The organism is Paenibacillus sp. FSL H7-0716 (assembly GCF_038002705.1).
Lineage (GTDB): Bacteria > Bacillota > Bacilli > Paenibacillales > Paenibacillaceae > Paenibacillus_AQ > Paenibacillus_AQ odorifer.
The window spans coordinates 62767-81371 of record NZ_JBBODA010000017.1 but is presented as its reverse complement, the minus strand read 5'-3'; the positions used below and the strand labels follow the sequence as shown (position 1 = coordinate 81371).

Below are 18605 nucleotides of genomic sequence, written 5' to 3'. Positions count from 1 at the left end.
TATTACAATTAAGAGAGAATTCAAGGTATTCTCCCATTCTTAAAAACGCCTCTCGAATGTCAGTTTATTTTTTTCGTAAACGTAGGTCGAGATGAACATCGCAAACAAATCGCCGATATGAGCACATTCATGCAGGAATAGCCTAACACCATTACTGAATATAACAAGTAGTTGGTAAGATGGCTGATTGAGAGGGTCACCATCTATGAGCGTAGGTTCGCCGTAGAATTCCAATCCTGCTTGACGGTAGAGGTGAAATGATAACCGAGAAAATTAATAAGGCACTCTACGCGATTTGGCGTATGGTGCCTTATTTATCCATAACTCTTCACTTGTTGCGCGTGGGTAATAAATACCATCCGCATCAGCTCAACAACTTCTTTCTATTCAGTGAGTAATGCCTCTAAGCGAGTAACGAAATGTCTAGGAACTAGTGGTGAGATGTTAATTCATTCAATACTACATATATCTTCATCAGTTATTAAGGATAAGATCTCATGACTTGGTTCATCAATATTAACTACCCTTTTGGCATGGTTCATTACCATATCATCATATAAATTTCTAACCAGTCGCCCATTAGCAAAATGCTCATTTTTCGCGGCCACTTCATTGTTTAAAACTTGGTTAATTTTGTTGCTCGCTTCTTCACTTAAAGTATAATCATTGTTTTTACACAAAATATTTAATATTTCTACCAGCTCGTCAGCTGCATAATCGTCGAATTCGATAAATGTGTTAAAGCGAGATTTAAGCCCAGGATTCGATTCGAAAAATTTATTCATTGGTTCTGTGTACCCTGCCACGATTACAACCAATTCGTCTCGATAATCCTCCAATGCTTTTGTCAATTCTGTTAAGCATTCCCGTCCATAAGAATCGCTGTGTTCATTCTCTGTAATGCTATAGGCTTCATCAATAAACAACACGCCACCTTTTGCTTTTTCAATAACTTTTTTTACTTTTAATGCCGTTTGCCCTTGATAGCCCGCTATCAAATCGGTTCTAGAAACTTCAATAAAGTGACCTTTTGTGAGTAATCCAATTTGTTTATATATCCGTCCAACAATCCTTGCCACTGTCGTTTTTCCCGTTCCTGGATTTCCTGTAAAAGAAAGGTGAAGGGTGTTTTTTGCAGTAGTTAATCCTTGGTTCTCACGCAACTTCTGCACTTTTTGATAGGCTATTAAGTTATTAACTTTTGCTTTTACTCCGTTAAGTCCAATCAATTCATTTAATTCTGCCAATAATTCAGGCAATGTTCGCGTTTCTTTGTCTATTTGATCCTGGTTACAAATATCCAGTACTTTCATGTATCCATAATATTTAATCAAACTATCCTTTAATACATTTGATAATTGTTTAACTTCAATTGAATATTTACCTGAATCAACTACTATGGATATATTTTTTAGCAGCATTATTGTCGCTGATTCATCTTGATTTTCTACAATAACTGTAGCATATTTGGTGATTTTCCCATTTGCCTCAACCAATGCGTCTAATTTTGAAGCATAATTCAAAAAATCATTTTTATATTTATCCATCATATAGTTCCTAATAAATTCAATACAAAATGAATCAAAGTAATGCCTAAAGAACCCCCTGCTAATAGATATGCTATTTTCAGTTTCTTAGATAATATCTTACTTCGATCCTCATTATTTTTTTTATCTTCATCTATCAGATTCAGTATATAATTCATTTGATCTTTTGTTTCACTGTCAATTACTTCTTTTTGTTTTTCAATTCTAATATTGATTGATTTAATGTCTTCCTTAAATGTTTGGCTATCGTTCCATATTTCATCAATATTCTTAAGCTGTTCGTATTTATCAATTTGTTCTTTGAATTGCTTCAAAGCATTTATCACTTGCGTTTGCTCTTCTATCGACTCAACAATATTTCCAATCCCTACATTGATTGATTTAATGTCTTCCTTAAATGTTTGGCTGTCGTTCCATATTTCATCGATATTCTTAAGTTGTTCGTATTCATCAATTTGTTCTTTGAATTGACTCAAAACTGTTATCATCTGTGTTTGCACTTGAATGGTTTTAGCGATATCAAGGCTATTTTTTTGAGCTTCAAGAGCACTCTCCTTCGCTTGACTACTCGCTTTTTCAGCTGCCTTGATTGATAGAATTATAGCTTGGATATAATCTTTATCCAACGCTTCTAACGCATTGTAAACCTGACCGAATTCTTTTATAGATTTAATATGTAAGTTGTTAATAGTAATCAGATGTTTTTGAATTTGGGTCGTTAATTGATTAAATTCGTTGCCTGTTACATTGTGGTCAAACCAATTGAATAATCCCCCCTTCGAGGCAACCGATTGTAAATCTACACTCGATGGAATTTTTTCCGAGAATTCTTTAAGTTGCTTTTTTGCATGATTGAAGTCGTGTGTTTGAATGGCAAGCTCGTTCATATTATCCCCTATTTCAGTAGTTTGTTTAAATTTCCAAGCATATTCTCAAATGCATCTTCATTCCCGCTGACGGCAACTTCACTATTGATATTTTCGTCATTGATATTTGTTAAAGATTCTTTAATTATATTAGTGGCAATATCATGCCTCTCCTTTATAGAACTGGCAACACTATTTTTAGTATGTTCTAGCTTGTTTTCATTTAGTGCGGTAACCGTATTTTGTGTATTTAATACCTCGTTGCCTTTATTTACTTCCTTATGTACCGCCTCCGCCAGCTGTTGCTTAGCAACAGCTTTGTCAATCAAGCTCAATGCAATTGCGCCTACAATTCCCGCAACCAAGCCGCCCATAAATAGGCCTATTAAGCTGGCCAAACTACCAAGAATCGGAATCTCAAATGCAAATATGGGTACTAACATCAAGCCTTTTTCAATAACCTCTCCCAATACAAGCGCACCCGCCGCGCTTAACCCCGCGATTACTATTTTCCCTGTTTCAAGTATCAGTCTACCAACTGGCTTATGTTTGTTGTCTGGACTCTTAAGATAGGCAATTGCTTCTTTGAACGAATTCCATCCCTGTTTAAGCATAGTCCATACTTTCTTAATGGTTCTCACAATAGGTCCCAATATGGCTGTAGCAATAGTGGTGATAAGCGTGCTTCCGGCGCTTACTAACTGTGTTTTCAACTTGCTAATGAATGAATTTATCGCCGACTTAATAGTATTAAGCAGAGATTCCAGATTCTTTTGGGTTGTCTTTAACCACAAAATCAATTTTCTGATTACTTCTTTTATTAATTCTGCAAAAAGCTGCATTATTACAGCTCTAAGCGCTTTGCCCGTTATCCTGAACGCTTCTTCTTTTTGAGATTGCTTTCCTTTCGCAACGGATTTGCGTTCCCCTTCTTCTGTCAGTTTTTCATATTCCTCACGAGTAACTCTGTCTCTTTCCCTTAATTCTTCTTCGTTAATGTTAAACCTGTCTGCAGGTTTTTCACCGTATCGCTCGCTATCCAGCCAATCTTTCATTTTTCTGTCGCCTTTTGATTGGTTGGCCGCAGCTTCCATGTCCTTTAGGTTTATTTCGCTATTTGTAAAATTAATTTGTTCTTGTTTTTCAAGATGGCAATTCGCTTTAGGGTCCCTGATAATTTCCGCAGCTGACACAGTATGGTCCTTATTAACGGCGGTCGAACCCATATCCCTGCCTTTATCAAAAGGTTTACGAGCTTCCTTTTTCAATACTTTTTGGAAGTCGCCAGTTTTGTATTTATCTTTTAATCTAATATCACCATTATCGTCTTTTTGAAAATTATCTTGCCAATCATCATACCGCTTTTGGAAATCTATTTTATTATTATGTGTTGCTATCTTACCGTTTCCGAAATTTTCTGTTGTTTGAATATGGGCATCATTCCTCAAATCCAACGTTAGACCACCATTCTCTTTAATAAAGTCCTCGCCAGCGGTAGCTGCCAACTGATTAATAAATTGTTCCCAAACTACATTCATAACAGTATTTCCTAAATTATCGGGGCTACCTATTTTTTCTCGATCTTCTTTCAAAAGCTCCAGTTCCGATAGTTGTAAATCCAATTCGTTTTGCAATTTAGTCTCCAACTCATTAAAATCGAACGAATCTACATTATCGATTTCTGTAATTTCCAATATCTCATTCTCGTTTGCCATTTTTCACCCCTGAATCAGCACGTTGGCTTATATAATTTTTATCTATTTTTATCTTTTCCCTTTAGAATTTTCGCTAGCCATGTTGAGCCGGCTACAACTCCCCCAATCGCTAAAAGTGGGGTACCCAAAATTCCTCCAAGTAATCCTACACTAACAGCTGCTAAAGCTGTCCCTCCTATTCCTCCTGAAGCAGTAGCTGCAATAGTCCTTACACTTTCAGATATTTTCTCCCGCTCTTCGTCGGTATACTCTTCCTCTCTATTAAGTAGTACATCTACAACTTGCGGCAAGACAGTGTTTTCCTTATTTGTTTGCATTTCAAAATCAATAATTGACCGAATTGCAATATATTGAGTTAGTGTCATCGGAGTTTTTGCATTCTCAAGATTACTAATGGTTTGCTTCGTAACACCAATTCTTTCGCCGAGTTGCTCAGAGGTCCATCCTGCAATTTTTCTGATTGCAGATAAATTTTTTTGTAAACAAGCGATCTGAGTGTTTTGTTCACTCTTGGTTTCCATTATATCCCACTCCTATCTGCCATCATAATATCAGCCTAACTTTATCGTGTCAATATATTTGACCAGATAAATTTTTTTTACTTCAGGAAAAATTATTATCAAGAACATTTAACCTAATCTCTTGCAAAAAATCATCTAATCTACTCTGTCATAAACATCCTACATCTAATCTGTATACTCGTTAGACCATGACATCCATACTGCTCTGTATGCTTCAAATCCACCCCATGGACGCATTTTCACAGAACGATAAAAAAAGAGATTTTCAAAATCTGGTTTCTTACCGACGCTTTGTCAAGCTAAGTGCGACACCTGTTCCATAAAAGATTCGTGAGCAGATTTCCATCCTAGACATTTTCGAGCACGGTCGTTAATGAGATGGATGGCATGAGCGAGTTCCTCATCGGTAACCTGTCCCAAGTCATGACCTTTTGGAAAGAACTCCCGAAGAAGTCCATTCCCGTTTTCGTTAGATCCTCGTTGCCAGGACGAATAGGGATCGGCAAAGGCTTGTGATACGGGGTCTGTTGCCCCTACCAGATCAAACATGGTCATTGGGGGAAGTAGGAGAACAGTTTTATTGACGGGGTAACTTCCCCAAAAAAGCCCTCGTTCTCCCGGACCGCCATCTTATAGCACCTACAAAAATAGGCCAACCGGTAGTTTCTGGTTAACCTAATAATACGAAAAAGCACATGAACAGTTTATGCGCTCATGTACTAATTTTCATCTTTCAGTTTTTCAATTTCTATATATTATAATAGTTATTCATAATGAGGTGATTCTTCGGTCAACCAATTTAAAGTGAGTATACGGGAGGATCAATAAAATCCAGGTGGAATTTCTCGTTTTAAAAATATCCATACCAACTACTGATCCACTGAGGAATTACTTTAAACCCTCTTACAAACTTTTATCACTTATAATTTTATAATTCTACTAATTTTTTCTCTTCTAACTTCAATCTCATTAATACTTGTGAACTTGTTATTTATATATTCAAAATCTTGGCCATTACACGCAGCCTGCTCCCACATCGATGAAAGCATTTCATAAAACTCAGCAGTAGTAAATTCTTCACCATTTACTTTAAAAGTACTACCTTCCCAAACAAGAAAATCTGCATCTTTAGTTTTTACCAATATGTCATCATTTTCCATTTCATACTGCAGATAATAAATATATTCTACTAAGTCCATTTTTTGATAAATCGTTTCATACTCTTTATTGTTATTCATAGTAACTCACCTCATATTCTAAATTTAAGAAAACAGCAGATCTCTTTGTTATAAGAATCATTTTTATATGCTTTATTTTTGAAATTATACTTTTTCTAAAGAATGTTTGCAATTAAATTGCGCTTAACTCACAAAAAACATTCGAATTACGACCATCTTGAATTCTTTCCTTCCAGGAAAATCAAACAATAGTTTTATAATAATTTTTAATTACATATTATATTTCTGATACATGTGTAATTAATTTGGGAAGCACCAAAAAGCACCTAATATCAGGCTCATTACTATTAATGCGGATTAAAATAAACCGAGCAGAAACTCTCTGCTCGGTTTATTTTTTAACTATTGTATCCTTAGGAGGTAATTGATATGAACTCACTTAAATCACAGTCCTACAAGCAGTTATTAGCTTCAATACTCAGAGAAAAACCTGATAGTTATCTGATGGATGAATTGTACCATCGTTTCCCTACTCCAGCCTCCTTAGCCGATGTAACTGAAGAAGAACTACTTAGTGTTAAAGGTATTGGGTTAACCAGAGTCAAACAGATTCTTTCGACCGTACAGTTCGTACAAGAATTCACAGCGCCAGCCAACGAGTCACCCTTAATACGTTCACCTAAAGACGTATACGAACTCCTTGGTATGGAATTACGCTACGCTCCTAAAGAATTATTTGTTTGTCTATTCTTGAATACAAAAAATCATGTTATATCTAAGGATGTAATATCCATTGGAACCTTGAATGCTTCATTAGTACATCCAAGAGAAGTATTTAGAGCAGCAATAAAGCGCAACAGTGCATCGATAATTTGTTGCCATAATCACCCAAGCGGAAATCCAGAACCCAGTCTAGAGGATATTAAAATTACCAAGCGTCTTATTAGTGCTGGTGAGCTTATTGGTATTGAATTGCTGGACCACATCATAATTGGAGGTCATCGATATTTAAGTTTAAAAGAACAGGGATTATTGGTGGATTAATGTAATCCAAATTCTTTCGTTAACTCGGATACCATTATTAACTTAGTGAAATATATGAAATTCTGCAACCCGCAAATAATTTTTGTGGTTATTTGTATTTTCATTTAATTATATTACACCAGAAATTCGAGAGCCTGTCGCACCTCACATTAATAAATTCCGGGTATTCTAAAAGGAGGTTTTATTATGACAAAGACAACTATTATTACGATTGCTAATCAAAAAGGTGGAACAGGTAAAACAACTACAGTATACAATTTGGCATGCGCCTTATCCCATAAAGGCAAAAAGGTACTTCTGGTTGATTTAGATCCTCAAGGTAATTTGAGTATGTGTTTCGGAATCGAGCAACCCGATCAACTTCCAATAAGCATGTGTAATATTCTCGATGCAATCATGACCGATACCCCATTACCTGCAACTGAAAAATATTTGTATCATCTAGGAAATATAGACCTCATTCCGAGTAACATCGAACTATCCATTTCCGAAATTAATTTACGCGATGAAATGGGAAGCGAAAAAACATTAGCTACGCTTCTAACACCTATGAAAGAACATTATGATTATATCCTTATCGATACAAACCCTTCCTTAGGCTTGCTAACTATAAATGCCCTAGTTGCCTGTGACAGCGTATTAATTCCTGTAAATCCACAACTCTGGTCCGCCACTGGTCTTACTCAACTATTAAGCATTATCGTGAAAGTAAAGAAAAGAATTAATCCTCGGATCAGTATTAAAGGAATTCTGATGACTATGTGTGACCCACGCACCAATTTGTATAAGGAAGCCTTTAAACTAGTTCTGGATCATTACGGGGACACCATACGCATCTTCACATCACAAATTCCACTGTCGGTCAAAGTCGGAGAAGCTAACTTTTATAGCCAAAGCTTGTTGACATATTTCCCTCGATCCAAAGTAACGGCTGCTTATCAAGACTTAGCAGAGGAGTTGATCCTGCATGACCTTGTCTAAACGGCGAACTGTTCCGAAGTTGGGCAGCATTGATGAGTTATTGAAACTCTCTGAACAATCATACCAAGAAATTGAAGAGTTACCCATAACAATCTATAATATTCAGTTAATTCCCATAAGTAAAATAAGATACTTTAAACCTCATCCTTTTCGCTTATACGAAGGTGAACGATTGTCGGATATGGTGGAGAGTATTGCAACCAATGGAGTGCTTGTTCCAGTAATTATTCGTAAGGTTGATCCCGACGAAAACGATTACGAATTTGAAATGCTAGCAGGGCATAACCGCATGAACGCTGCATCTCTTGCCGGGTTAGATCAACTTCCGTGCATCATTAAAGAATACTTATCCGATGATGAAGCACTTCTATATGTAGTGGAGACAAATGTCCTTCAGCGTTCATTTTCCGATCTACTGCCCTCTGAAAAAGCAAAGGTACTGACTCTTCGTTACTCGACTATGTTTTCCCAAGGCAAGCGGAACGACATTATTGATGAAATTAGAAAATTTGAAGATCCGCAGTACACCAAAGAAAAAACAACTTCGTCCCTTTTAGGTACGAAGTTGCGGAGCGACGAAAAACTTGGTTTGGAATACGGTCTATCTAAAAATACAATTGCTCGACTGCTACGCATAGAGAAACTCTCCTTGAGTTTGAAAAAACGTGTGGACGATGGACAAATTGGTTTGTATCCTGCTGTAAGTCTCTCTTATCTCTCGCTTGCAGAGCAAAACATTCTTGAAGACGCCTTAACTCAACACAATTACAAAGTAGATATGAAAAAGGCTGACCTTTTAAGGAACTTTTCTGGAAATTCATCAGCTAAACAAATAGAAAAAATATTGTCAGGAGAAATTAATATCAAATCAAGAAGCAAATCTGCTTCCCCTTTTAAACTAAAATACGAGGTATATGCTAAGTACTTCACTCCACAAATCCAAGTAACTGAGGCCGAGGAAATTATCGACAAGGCTCTGAAAATGTATTTCGCTTTTCTACAACAACAAGGAGCAAAGTTAAAGGGAGAGAAGCAAGTGGAAAGTTCAACCGATTAATACGATTCTATTCATGCCGATAGAGAGAGACCAATTAATTTCACCTGATCTTCAGATTTTTTGGAGTTACTTATATCCATTTTACCTAATACTCTCCAATGTTTGAATTATTTTTATTAATCCAATATAATACTCATGCGCTAGAAGAAACGGGGGGGGAATATAATATAGAGAAAACCAAATTTGTAGTCGAATACTCCTACTTTGTACAAGAATACGAAGATCATTTCGAAGAATACACTGGATATGATGAAATATGCTTATGAGGCTGGAGATGCTGAAGAATACTGTGAGACTTTGAAGGGTCCATGTGAATATTTAAATCTTGAAACATCAGTTTATAGTGGAAAAAAAGCTGAAATCATTAAACTTAAATATGATTTACCTCAAATTGAGTTATTATTACAAACTCGTTCGGTTCAAACGCAAGAACAAATAAAAATACTGCAAAGATTAGTAGATCAGGGACGCCAACTTCTCAACACATAAGTTTATCTAAATCTTTTGCAAACAACTGAAATATTGAGGCCTTTATCAATTACAATCTTTATAAAATAACATAGTTAAAATAATTAATGAGCCTTGCCTTTGTAAAAAGCAGGGCTTATTTTTTTATACTCGACTCTTATGAATGTTTTGATTTCTATTGACAGGTTCACACTTGTAAAGCGAAATTCAGATAAAAATCTAAACCACCTCTTACTGCATAGCCCTTTTTTAAGGTTGACGGTGTAAGTTGACTTGCTATTGACGTCCATGCTACCCGCTACAGATAAAAAAACAGGGAGAATCATGACTATTCTCCCTGAATCACGTAGATCCCCATATGGTACTGTGCTTGCTTCGTGCTCTGCTTAGTGTTTACGACCAGATTCTCCGAGAGCACGTAGATCTCCTCCGCCTTCATGCACAGTTAATGCACAGCAACCTGCGCATTCAGGTGATCTCCGTATACGCCCAATCCATATGAGAAGATAACACAACGTATTATAACTTAGAAAAATGATGGATTTATATCCCCATAGCGTATTCTTCAAGAATTTCTACAATTCCGGCCTCTCCCGAACTACGCGGATAAATCGGTTCCCTTGAAAGCTTTTTTTCAATACCTACAGTTAAAGCATGCGAGATGCAAGTAGTGACAACTATAGAAAGATCTGATTGACTAGCATAGGCTGTTGTCTGAGAAGTTGCCCGGTCACTCGTACACACTCGTACATTTAGCTTTGAATTGCGGCGTATAATCTGCTCAGATGCACGAGTTGCTGCCTTCTCTCTACAGGAGAAAATCGTAATTTTCATCTTTTGTAGTTTTAGTAATGGATCACTTTCATCTTGTACAACATCCTGAGCCTGTTTACGAAGCAGTTCCAACACGTCGTAATTACCAGATACCTCTTCGCCAAGTAGAATAAGATATTCTCTCAATGAATCCATATCTTTTTCTAACTTGTCATATAATTGGCCAACCCACTCATCCCAAACGGGCTTAATTTCCATTCCCGGAACACCATAATCCCGGAATAATTCCATACAATCAAATACAGAACTAAGCAAACGTAGAATTGGCTGAAAGGTTAGCCAATCTTTAGTGTATCGCCACTGTGCGTCAGCTTCTCCCGGTTTCTTAAGCAAAAGACCATCCAAGAGCTTAATTAAGTCCTGTAGTGTCTCATCATTCTTACTGGCAAATATACGCACAGCATCAGCCAAGTTCTCATAAAGATCAACATCATTGATTCTTGGAAAATCACGGTATTGAACAATAAAGCGAACAAAAGGTGAAAGAGCACGTGCTAGTATTGATCTTTTTACAGACTCAGGTTCTTCAACAATCCAATTAATAAAATAATCATTGACTCTTAGAGCAGAGGTCGGTGTCCAATCTATACCTTTATTTTGAATCCGCTCACACCAATCTGCTAAGAACTGATAATCATTTTGGGCAGAGTGCAACAGACTAAAATATGTTTCCCAATCCTTTGGAACTAATCTACTTTCAACCTCTTCCCATTCCATTACTCCAAAATTCTTATTTTTGGATGCAAGATCATGAACTTGATGAACAAGTCTACATCTGGATAAAAGATCCGGACAAGGAAGATCTGCAGATTGACTAAGAATCGGTACTAAGGCGCTAAAATACTCTCTAGATGCATATTTTCTCCACGTCTGAGTCAAATCTTCAAATAAACTTCGATACTCATCTTGTGGCAAACCCAAGGTAAGGAGTGTTTGCAGCCAAACTGATGAAATCTTCATCTCTTCTGAAGTTCCCTGCATATGAGAAAGAAATATTCTGTGAAGTTCCCCATAAGTATCTTTTAATTCTCCACGTGGCCATAGTGGATCTTCAGAAAAGAAACGCAGCAAGTATAACATTGACAAGTTCAATGTATCTTTTGTTGTCTTACTGTCATCTTTCAAATAACTCTTAAACTTTTCCATTTCAGCATAATTATCGAGAAATCCATCTCGACGCCATTCCACGGCCCCACGTCTAGCTAGCACAGTTGCCTGGTTAAGGTCAATGACCTCTATTTTATCAAACCATTCATTCCATGATCCCGGAAGCGTATTACTAACGTTTGAGTCATGCACATTAGATTTCTTATCATTTAATGAATATAAATATTCATAACATGTTTGCAAATGTCTGGTAGTAAGTATTGGTTGCCAGTCTATTATCCCTGACCGCGATATCGAATCTACTACTTGTTTATCTACGATCAAATCTTGAAGTTCATAAGCACATATTAGCAATAACTGAATCTGTTCTTTCGACGGAGGAAACTGGACTGCTAACTTAAATGCTTCTGCATATCTACTATTATCCGCTAGACTTTTGGCTTCCTCTAATGTAGGTGCCGTCACTCCCAATGCCATTCTTAAAACATCAGGTTTGTTTGTTAATGAACGTATTAACGGTTCAATCGGTTGTCCGGCAGCTAATGACAAGATTTCATTACGCAATTCATATAATGGTTCCTCAGGAATAATTGAACGAAGCATGAAACACATTAAAACATGAGGATGCGTTAGCGACCCACGTACTCGGAACAATGATTGATATGCCGGCCAAATATCTTCTCTAAATACTCTTGTCATACTTTCAGGATCAGATTCCAACGGCTCCAGATACTCAACGTACACCGCACGAATGATCCCTTCAGTTACCCTTGCCGGTCGTGGAGCTTTTAATAAATCCTCCATTTGTGGATGGTTCAAAATGTCTTGCCAACAATTTAATCTTGATAACATCTCAATTCGCATAAATAATGCATTGCGAGGATCAATTAAGTTATACCGTTCTAAGATTGCGATTTGTGTTTCAGCAAGACCATGTTCACCAGCCTGTAAGGCTAGCTCAAAGGTTCTTAATAGAGGACTTGGGTCAGTTGGTATGCTTACTCCACGTTCTGGCCGTTCCTTGAGCAGTCGAAATAAGTCCTGAACCTTCTGCCCAATCGCCTTATCGTTTCCTCGGAATTTAAAAAAGTGACCGTTAGTAAAGTTCCTAACATTTGTATCTTGGATATGAGTGAAATCATCCACTTGATAAAAATCCATACTGCTGTATGTGACCCCAACAAAAGAGCGAATCACTTCTCGCACTTGTGTAAATGAGGTATCGTTAAAAGCGATTGCAAACCATGTAAATGATTTATCTTGCTCCATATAAGGCAATACCGTAAATGAAGGATAATTTCCTTCTAATCTAGCTAAATATGGTTTAAATTTATCTCCATAGCCTCCAGTATTAATTTTGTCCCATACGAGCAAATTAGGTAATGCATAAAAATGATTTAGAAAATCCTGAACTGTGGGAGATAACATCTATTCCATCCCCTTCCCCCAGGATCGTCCCCATACAATCCGATTTTCCGAAACTTCAGTTGGATCAATCGTATATTGGACAAATTCCTCAAGTGTAGTGATTCCGTTATTAGTAAAGTTCATCGATCCACTCAAAAAGTAACTGTCTCCTAACAATCCTTTACGATGAAGAACAGCATTTTGATTAAGGTTATTCCATGGTTTGTTAGTCTTTTTCTTAATATTGTCAATGAATTGCTGGTTTGATTTAACCGGGCGAGTTTCAAGAAAAAATTCAGTTCCCCGCTCCATTAACTCCACAATAACATCAGTAAAAGTAATGTTTTTCCGAGCCCATTCTGGATTTAACAACATGAACTCATTGGCTCTATTATGGATGACTGGGATATCTGAAACCCACGGCGAAGCAAGGAACAGCCAGCGGCTCGGTTTAACTAGTTCGGCGACTAGGATACTTTGTAACAAATCCGGAATTTCTCGAGAGGCGGCATTGGTATATATATATCGAGTCATAGAAGTGCCTCCCGAATTTCAAAATGAATAATAAACATCCCATTGTCTCTTGTAATACCTTCTACTCGTGGGTAAGAATGTAAGAAGCCTAAATCAAGCGGTGCTGCAGTAAGACTAAGGATAATATCACTGATTTCTAGTTTGTTATCCTGCGGAACAAGTAACTGAACTGATCCATATGAGATAAGAGATTCTATCATTAGATCTCTCCAACTAGGTGCACTATAATCGACACGTTTATGAAGTTCCACTGTGTTCAGCAATAACTCCCGATCTGTCGGTACTGAAGGCGTAAACGGATTGTATGATTCTAATGCTCGACGACGAATTTGTGATCCTCTTGGCCAAATCATGCCGTAGATCACATTAAATCGCCAATTAACATCATCTGTCGCCCGAGGATCAATATGATCAAGGGCTGCAGCCAGATTTGCTGACTTCCCACTATCCACACTACAGACATAGGCGAAGACACGAGCGTCCATTTCGACACCTAGTCTACTTTCTTCACTCTCCCACAATTGTAATAACTCGAACATGAATTGATCAGTCTGTTGATTGCTGCCAGGTCGTAGCAAACGGTTAAATAGTCCATTCATAACAGGATGTGTCACCAATATTCCAGAACGCTCCATAACTTGCTTAATTCCCTCTAGTGCTTTATTAGTTTCCTTATATCCATTAGCGTTACGAAACTCGTAAAGTTGATTTTGAAGCTCTTCATTAATTTGAGTTTCTTTCAATATACGTGACAACTCACTATGAACAATTTCGGCATCAGACGGTGTAAGAGCACTCTCTATTAATCGGAAAAACCTCCGCGGATCTCTTTGATACTGATTAATAATTTCTTCAATAATCCCGCTTCCACCTTCAATTGTTTCTGTAATCCAAATCTCTTGTTCCTTATTCGACCAACTTCCGTCATCTTGTCTTTGAGGTCCTCCACCAATATCGAGAAGCAACTCACCATTACGATGCGGACCAGAAATTTCTAAACAGGCTGCCAATATTGCTTCACCTAACGTAGAGATCCAACGCTTTTGAGCCCAATTTTGCCAGTCTTGCGTTTCTTTAGACCAGAGTATAACAGCTAATGATTTCAATCTTTCGCCTACTAATGGGATTTCGAATAAAGTTTTTAACTTGAGATGAGTCCGCTGATAATGAGCCTCCTCTTCAATCTCAGAAATCTCTTCCTGTTCCAATACTTGAAAAATAACGTGCATTACATTGTTCATTACCTTTGGAAAATCATTTGAATGAATATAATCACAGGCTACAGTTAAAGACCAATCATTGAAAAGTGCAGTTTGTAACAATGCAGATAAGTAGATTTCTGCCATACGTTCCAGAACAAACATGTTGCCCTTCTCTTTTAACAATGGATCATTCATGACAGAATGCTGGAAATACATTGTCCGGAATGATCGAAGTTTTGCCTTATTTAAATCAACAGATGAGATAATAGTTTCCGGAATATTTTTCAATTCAAAGCGGATGCCATCAACTTGTTGGACAAATCCTAAAGCTGCCGCTTTTCCAGGTTCTAAACCAAATCGAATAGAAAGTTCCAATGGATCCGATTGAGTAACTAGTCTTACAGATGCTTCCGAACCGATGGCAAACCTTCTTACTGTAACAGCGCTAAATGAATCATGTGTAAAAAATCGAATATTCTTCAAAAGAGATGACCAATGAAGTCCTGTAGGAATTTCCACACTTCTACCGTATTCGCCATCATTAAAGGATACTTCTTCTACATTCTCAATAAACGCTTGTACAGACGGAAAAATCTGAGATTTCCAAACCAAGCGGGCATTGGATTTAGTATCAACATTTGAATCAGACTGAGCAGGTTTCAGTTTCCAAGGTCTGATTACTGGTAGTTCAACAACATTATCGTCTATATTAATATAAGGAAATGTCCCAAGATATCGATATTCGTCTTCACTGCAAAATGTTGAGATCATTAACTCTGATGACTCCCCAGTTTCACCCGGTTTTAGCGTAGGTGGGGCAATCCAGTGACTTTCTCCACTATGAGCAATTCCAAATCTTCTAGATACGCGGCCTGGTGCAAAAGTATTCAACGCCTGCATGATATCCATCGATTGGTCTTCCATTTTATCAGATGGCAGTACAATGCTGACCTCTGGCAGGCTAAGTTCACTGAATAACGTTGATGGTACAAACTCTGGTAGTGGATGGTTAGATATATGCGCCTCTTTAGCGCGAAGGTCTCCTACTACCCCCCAGTTCGTTTCTAACCGCCTAAGCAGTGTCGGAAGAACCTCTAACATAAGTGAACGCGGAGGATCCCATAAAATCGCTCGAACATCTTGCTGAGATATACTCAGTGCTTTCCGAATATAAGTTTCCATTCTAGCACGTAATGAGCTATCATCTTTCACTCTCTTGATTAATTTGCGAGTTTCTCCCCGTGGTTTTTGATACTGGTCTTGATATCGTTGATCAAGAGGTTGTGCAAACATTTGCCATAGGCTTCCTACCTTGATTTCTTCCTGGTTTAATTCATAAGCAATCCAATCCATAAAAGCAAAAACGACTTGAATACGCAGCACATAACGATTCATAATTGGCAACTCTTGTCTCTCTAGGACAGGTTGAAACAGCGTTTCGTAACTTTGATACATATACCTATCTCTGCCAAAGTCAGATAACACCGTGACCATCCATGGACGCATATCTGGGTCCCGACCGGCACGTCCTTTTCTCTGTACAAAGGAAGCCAAATCACGTGGAGCTTTGTGCTGAATAACTGCCCCAACTAATTTATCGTTGAAACCTACTTCAAGAGAGGGTGAAGATACAATTACTTCCGCTTTTGAATCCACACCTGTATCTTGTGAACTGGTCCGTCCAATAGTTAACGATTGAGTCAAGTCATGACCAATAGTTTCAGCAAATAACCATGACTGCCCGTTTTGCATTCTCTGTTGTGCCTCGTCATTATAATGGCTCCGCAAGGCAGCTAATGGTTCACGGTCAAGTTTTTTCGGATAATTCTTGTTCTTGGTATCTCTCGCCTCAGCATCGAGAAGTGTGTGAAATAGTCTATTGGTAACATCCAGATCGTCTGTAAATAGAAACAATTTGGAGCCAAATGTAGTAACATTCCCATCTCTTGGTGTTTTATCTAACATACGGCGCAGTAGCATAGCCGTCTGAATCGTTGTTGAGAGCAGCGAGGTACCCGATGCTGGATCTCCACGTAATAACAATTGATATTCCTTTCCCTTTGCTTCAGACTCACCATAAGATGAATCAACCTCTGCAACTTTGGAGCGCGCTAGCCCTGTTAGCTGACTGAAAAAGTCACCTGAATCCCGCAATGTTGCGGATAAGCCGACAAATTGAAGCGGTACTCCACCTAGCACATGCTGCCATCTGCGTAGTAACAGTGCAACTTGTGCACCGTGGGTTCCGGTATAGGTATGAACTTCATCAAGTAACACAATCCGAGGAGGTTGAGACGAACGAATTCCAATAAGCGAACCATAATTATGATCACTCATATAACGATTCATCATTTCCGTTGTTGTAAACAAAATATCTGGCGGATTTCTACGCATTCTACTGCGGGTTAACGGCATGACTTCACCTTCGATAACAGTACTACAGCCCCTCTTAAGGCAGATTAATCGTTCGATATTGCTAGCGTGATCTGGCTTGGTCCATATTAGATCACTCTTGCAATCCGGACATTTCAGGAATGGGCAGACATAGCCTTGTGCTGTCATTTTCCATTTATGAATTACTTGATCCTTATTAGTAGGTGTGTCTCCAAATACTGCACCAATTGAGATAGGACGCTCCAAGGATTTCATCTGGTTCAGTTCGCGAACCTCTTTAAAAGTGTCCATAAACTGATCTTTTAAAAGTTCATTTCTTGGATATAAAGCAACCGCTTTTGTCCAATTTGTGTTATCAATGCGTGCAGCAATCCATGTTAAGGCAGGCAGATAGAACGACAATGTTTTACCAGTTCCGGTACCGGCGGTCACAATAAACCCCCGTGACTGTTCATCTTGGAGATCTTTAAACATTTGAATTGCAGCTTCTTGCTGAAATTCAGACAACTTATAATCAAATCCTTTGTTTTCTAAGAAATTACGGAGCACATCCACTTCTAACGAATTTAACAACCCTTCAGTGGTATCGATTAGTGATTGGGCTTTGATGTGTCTTTTGGGATAAATACGTAACCTCTCCTGAAAACGAAAATCAGCTACCAAAGTCGGAGAGGCTTGCCATGCCTTTGTAGGAAACCATTGCCGCAAACGTGCGATCAAACGAACCGTTTCCGCCATCCGCGTTCGCCACACTTCTCCACCTTTAGAAGGCAACATCGAAATTTTCAAATCTTCGAGTAACGCATTTTTCAATTCTTCTACCGAGAGATCATGAATTTCATACCGTTCGATAAAAGATTCGGCCATACTTGTCAATTCTTCATCAGTGAAAGATCCTTCCACATAACCCCAAGAAAGATACTTAGCCTCTTCTGCTTCTAGCTCATTCAGAAACAATTGCTTCCAGTCCATCAAGGTCCCTCATTTCAATAGATCCTGCTAAATGCTTAGTTGCACTTAAACAATTAACACTTAAATCCGAATAGTGCAATCATTATAAATCCCATGTTCATTAAGCCAGTTCAATATTTCTTCCGTTAAAATTGACAAAGGTGCTCCCGTTGAACTTCCTGCCAATCTGAGAAAGTGTAATATCTCCGGGGGAACATTTCCTTGACCAAACTTATTCCAAAGTTGATGTAGCACTTTACTTATTTCTCTTAATTGTTCAATTTCAGCATTAACATTCGGTAATCTATTCATATGATTTCGTAATGAAGCCATATGTTGTTCTATGAGTTCAGTTTCCCATTTGAAAGCAGGAACTTTCTTCAATATATTTAAAGTGTCTTGCTGTATATAGGGCATTAATCCTTCTACATATAATTTCCATTCTTGCAGTAACCCTTGAGAAACTGCTGTCACAGTAGTTTTAATGGCCTTTATAAATGCCTGAAAAGCAGTCTTCTCCAAGACCGATTGCGGATTTTTAGTAAACAATTGAATTTTATCTTTTGCTATTACTTCGATAGGGCTAAGTATCTCTCCTAATTCTGGACAAGGTATACTAGCATCTCGCATTAACAAGTAATTAGACCGTATCCTTGCTAATTCTATAAGAGCATTACGTAATTCAATTTGACGTGTTTTAAACAATTGAATCTGTTCTTTATTCTCTTCTAATAACTTTTTTTTCTCTACTAACTCAATAAATGTTGCCGCTTTTACAGCAAGCATTATTCCATCCCCT

The 18605-nt window shown here is 37.8% G+C and carries 13 protein-coding genes and 1 pseudogene; 4 read left to right on the top strand and 10 right to left on the bottom strand.

Going from position 1 to position 18605, the window contains the following annotated elements:
* Positions 1-449: 449 nt before the first annotated feature.
* From MHH60_RS20505 to MHH60_RS20480, 6 genes and pseudogenes are all read right to left on the bottom strand, one after another.
* Positions 450-1547: an AAA family ATPase gene (locus MHH60_RS20505; protein ID WP_076136735.1), complete on the bottom strand. Its 1098-nt coding sequence runs from the start codon at positions 1545-1547 to the stop codon at positions 450-452.
* Positions 1547-2434: a hypothetical protein gene (locus MHH60_RS20500; RefSeq protein ID WP_076136733.1), complete on the bottom strand. Its 888-nt coding sequence runs from the start codon at positions 2432-2434 to the stop codon at positions 1547-1549. The genes MHH60_RS20505 and MHH60_RS20500 overlap by 1 nt, the downstream gene beginning before the upstream one ends.
* An 8-nt stretch (positions 2435-2442) precedes the next feature.
* Positions 2443-4128: an AI-2E family transporter gene (locus MHH60_RS20495; RefSeq protein ID WP_076136731.1), complete on the bottom strand. Its 1686-nt coding sequence runs from the start codon at positions 4126-4128 to the stop codon at positions 2443-2445.
* Between the two features lie 38 nt (positions 4129-4166).
* Positions 4167-4649 (bottom strand): helix-turn-helix transcriptional regulator, encoded by a 483-nt coding sequence (locus MHH60_RS20490; protein ID WP_076136729.1) that lies wholly within the window; start codon positions 4647-4649, stop codon positions 4167-4169.
* A gap of 294 nt (positions 4650-4943) precedes the next feature.
* Positions 4944-5156: pseudogene (locus tag MHH60_RS20485) on the bottom strand (transposase); the annotation flags it as partial.
* Positions 5157-5569: 413 nt separating this feature from the next.
* A complete protein-coding gene (locus MHH60_RS20480; protein ID WP_076136727.1) occupies positions 5570-5887 on the bottom strand; it encodes a hypothetical protein in 318 nt (105 codons plus the stop codon).
* Positions 5888-6256: 369 nt separating this feature from the next.
* Here MHH60_RS20480 and radC point away from each other — a divergent pair, with 369 nt between their 5' ends.
* The 4 genes from radC (at position 6257) to MHH60_RS20460 (ending at position 9398) form a co-directional block, all read left to right on the top strand.
* The gene (radC, locus tag MHH60_RS20475; protein WP_076136725.1) at positions 6257-6871 is read left to right on the top strand and encodes a RadC family protein; all 615 of its coding nucleotides are present in this window, start codon (positions 6257-6259) and stop codon (positions 6869-6871) included.
* Between the two features lie 186 nt (positions 6872-7057).
* Positions 7058-7852: a ParA family protein gene (locus tag MHH60_RS20470; protein ID WP_076136723.1), complete on the top strand. Its 795-nt coding sequence runs from the start codon at positions 7058-7060 to the stop codon at positions 7850-7852.
* Positions 7839-8909 (top strand): ParB N-terminal domain-containing protein, encoded by a 1071-nt coding sequence (locus tag MHH60_RS20465; protein ID WP_076136721.1) that lies wholly within the window; start codon positions 7839-7841, stop codon positions 8907-8909. The genes MHH60_RS20470 and MHH60_RS20465 overlap by 14 nt, the downstream gene beginning before the upstream one ends.
* Positions 8910-9158: 249 nt before the next feature.
* Positions 9159-9398 (top strand): hypothetical protein, encoded by a 240-nt coding sequence (locus MHH60_RS20460; protein WP_341161156.1) that lies wholly within the window; start codon positions 9159-9161, stop codon positions 9396-9398.
* 522 nt (positions 9399-9920) lie between these two features.
* Here MHH60_RS20460 and MHH60_RS20455 read toward each other — a convergent pair.
* The 4 genes from MHH60_RS20455 to MHH60_RS20440 are packed head-to-tail and all read right to left on the bottom strand — an operon-like array spanning position 9921 to position 18592.
* On the bottom strand, positions 9921-12746 hold the full coding sequence (locus MHH60_RS20455) for a hypothetical protein (RefSeq protein WP_076136715.1): 2826 nt from the start codon (positions 12744-12746) through the stop codon (positions 9921-9923).
* On the bottom strand, positions 12747-13259 hold the full coding sequence (gene dpdK / locus MHH60_RS20450; protein WP_076136713.1) for a phospholipase D-like domain-containing protein DpdK: 513 nt from the start codon (positions 13257-13259) through the stop codon (positions 12747-12749).
* Positions 13256-17827: a protein DpdJ gene (gene dpdJ / locus MHH60_RS20445; RefSeq protein WP_076136711.1), complete on the bottom strand. Its 4572-nt coding sequence runs from the start codon at positions 17825-17827 to the stop codon at positions 13256-13258. Before dpdJ ends, dpdK begins: the two co-directional genes overlap by 4 nt.
* Positions 17828-17887: 60 nt before the next feature.
* Positions 17888-18592, bottom strand: a complete 705-nt coding sequence (locus MHH60_RS20440; RefSeq protein ID WP_076136709.1) for a hypothetical protein — start codon at positions 18590-18592, stop codon at positions 17888-17890.
* Positions 18593-18605 lie beyond the last annotated feature (13 nt).

Bases quoted from the DNA above. Each gene is read 5' to 3' on its own strand.
- radC (WP_076136725.1), top strand. From the start codon at position 6,257: ATGAACTCACTTAAATCACAGTCCTACAAGCAGTTATTAGCTTCAATA.
- MHH60_RS20470 (WP_076136723.1), top strand. From the start codon at position 7,058: ATGACAAAGACAACTATTATTACGATTGCTAATCAAAAAGGTGGAACA.
- dpdK (WP_076136713.1), bottom strand. From the start codon at position 13,259: ATGACTCGATATATATATACCAATGCCGCCTCTCGAGAAATTCCGGAT.
- MHH60_RS20455 (WP_076136715.1), bottom strand. From the start codon at position 12,746: ATGTTATCTCCCACAGTTCAGGATTTTCTAAATCATTTTTATGCATTA.
- MHH60_RS20490 (WP_076136729.1), bottom strand. From the start codon at position 4,649: ATGGAAACCAAGAGTGAACAAAACACTCAGATCGCTTGTTTACAAAAA.
- MHH60_RS20440 (WP_076136709.1), bottom strand. From the start codon at position 18,592: ATGCTTGCTGTAAAAGCGGCAACATTTATTGAGTTAGTAGAGAAAAAA.
- MHH60_RS20505 (WP_076136735.1), bottom strand. From the start codon at position 1,547: ATGGATAAATATAAAAATGATTTTTTGAATTATGCTTCAAAATTAGAC.
- dpdJ (WP_076136711.1), bottom strand. From the start codon at position 17,827: ATGGACTGGAAGCAATTGTTTCTGAATGAGCTAGAAGCAGAAGAGGCT.
- MHH60_RS20465 (WP_076136721.1), top strand. From the start codon at position 7,839: ATGACCTTGTCTAAACGGCGAACTGTTCCGAAGTTGGGCAGCATTGAT.
- MHH60_RS20500 (WP_076136733.1), bottom strand. From the start codon at position 2,434: ATGAACGAGCTTGCCATTCAAACACACGACTTCAATCATGCAAAAAAG.
- MHH60_RS20460 (WP_341161156.1), top strand. From the start codon at position 9,159: ATGAAATATGCTTATGAGGCTGGAGATGCTGAAGAATACTGTGAGACT.
- MHH60_RS20495 (WP_076136731.1), bottom strand. From the start codon at position 4,128: ATGGCAAACGAGAATGAGATATTGGAAATTACAGAAATCGATAATGTA.
- MHH60_RS20480 (WP_076136727.1), bottom strand. From the start codon at position 5,887: ATGAATAACAATAAAGAGTATGAAACGATTTATCAAAAAATGGACTTA.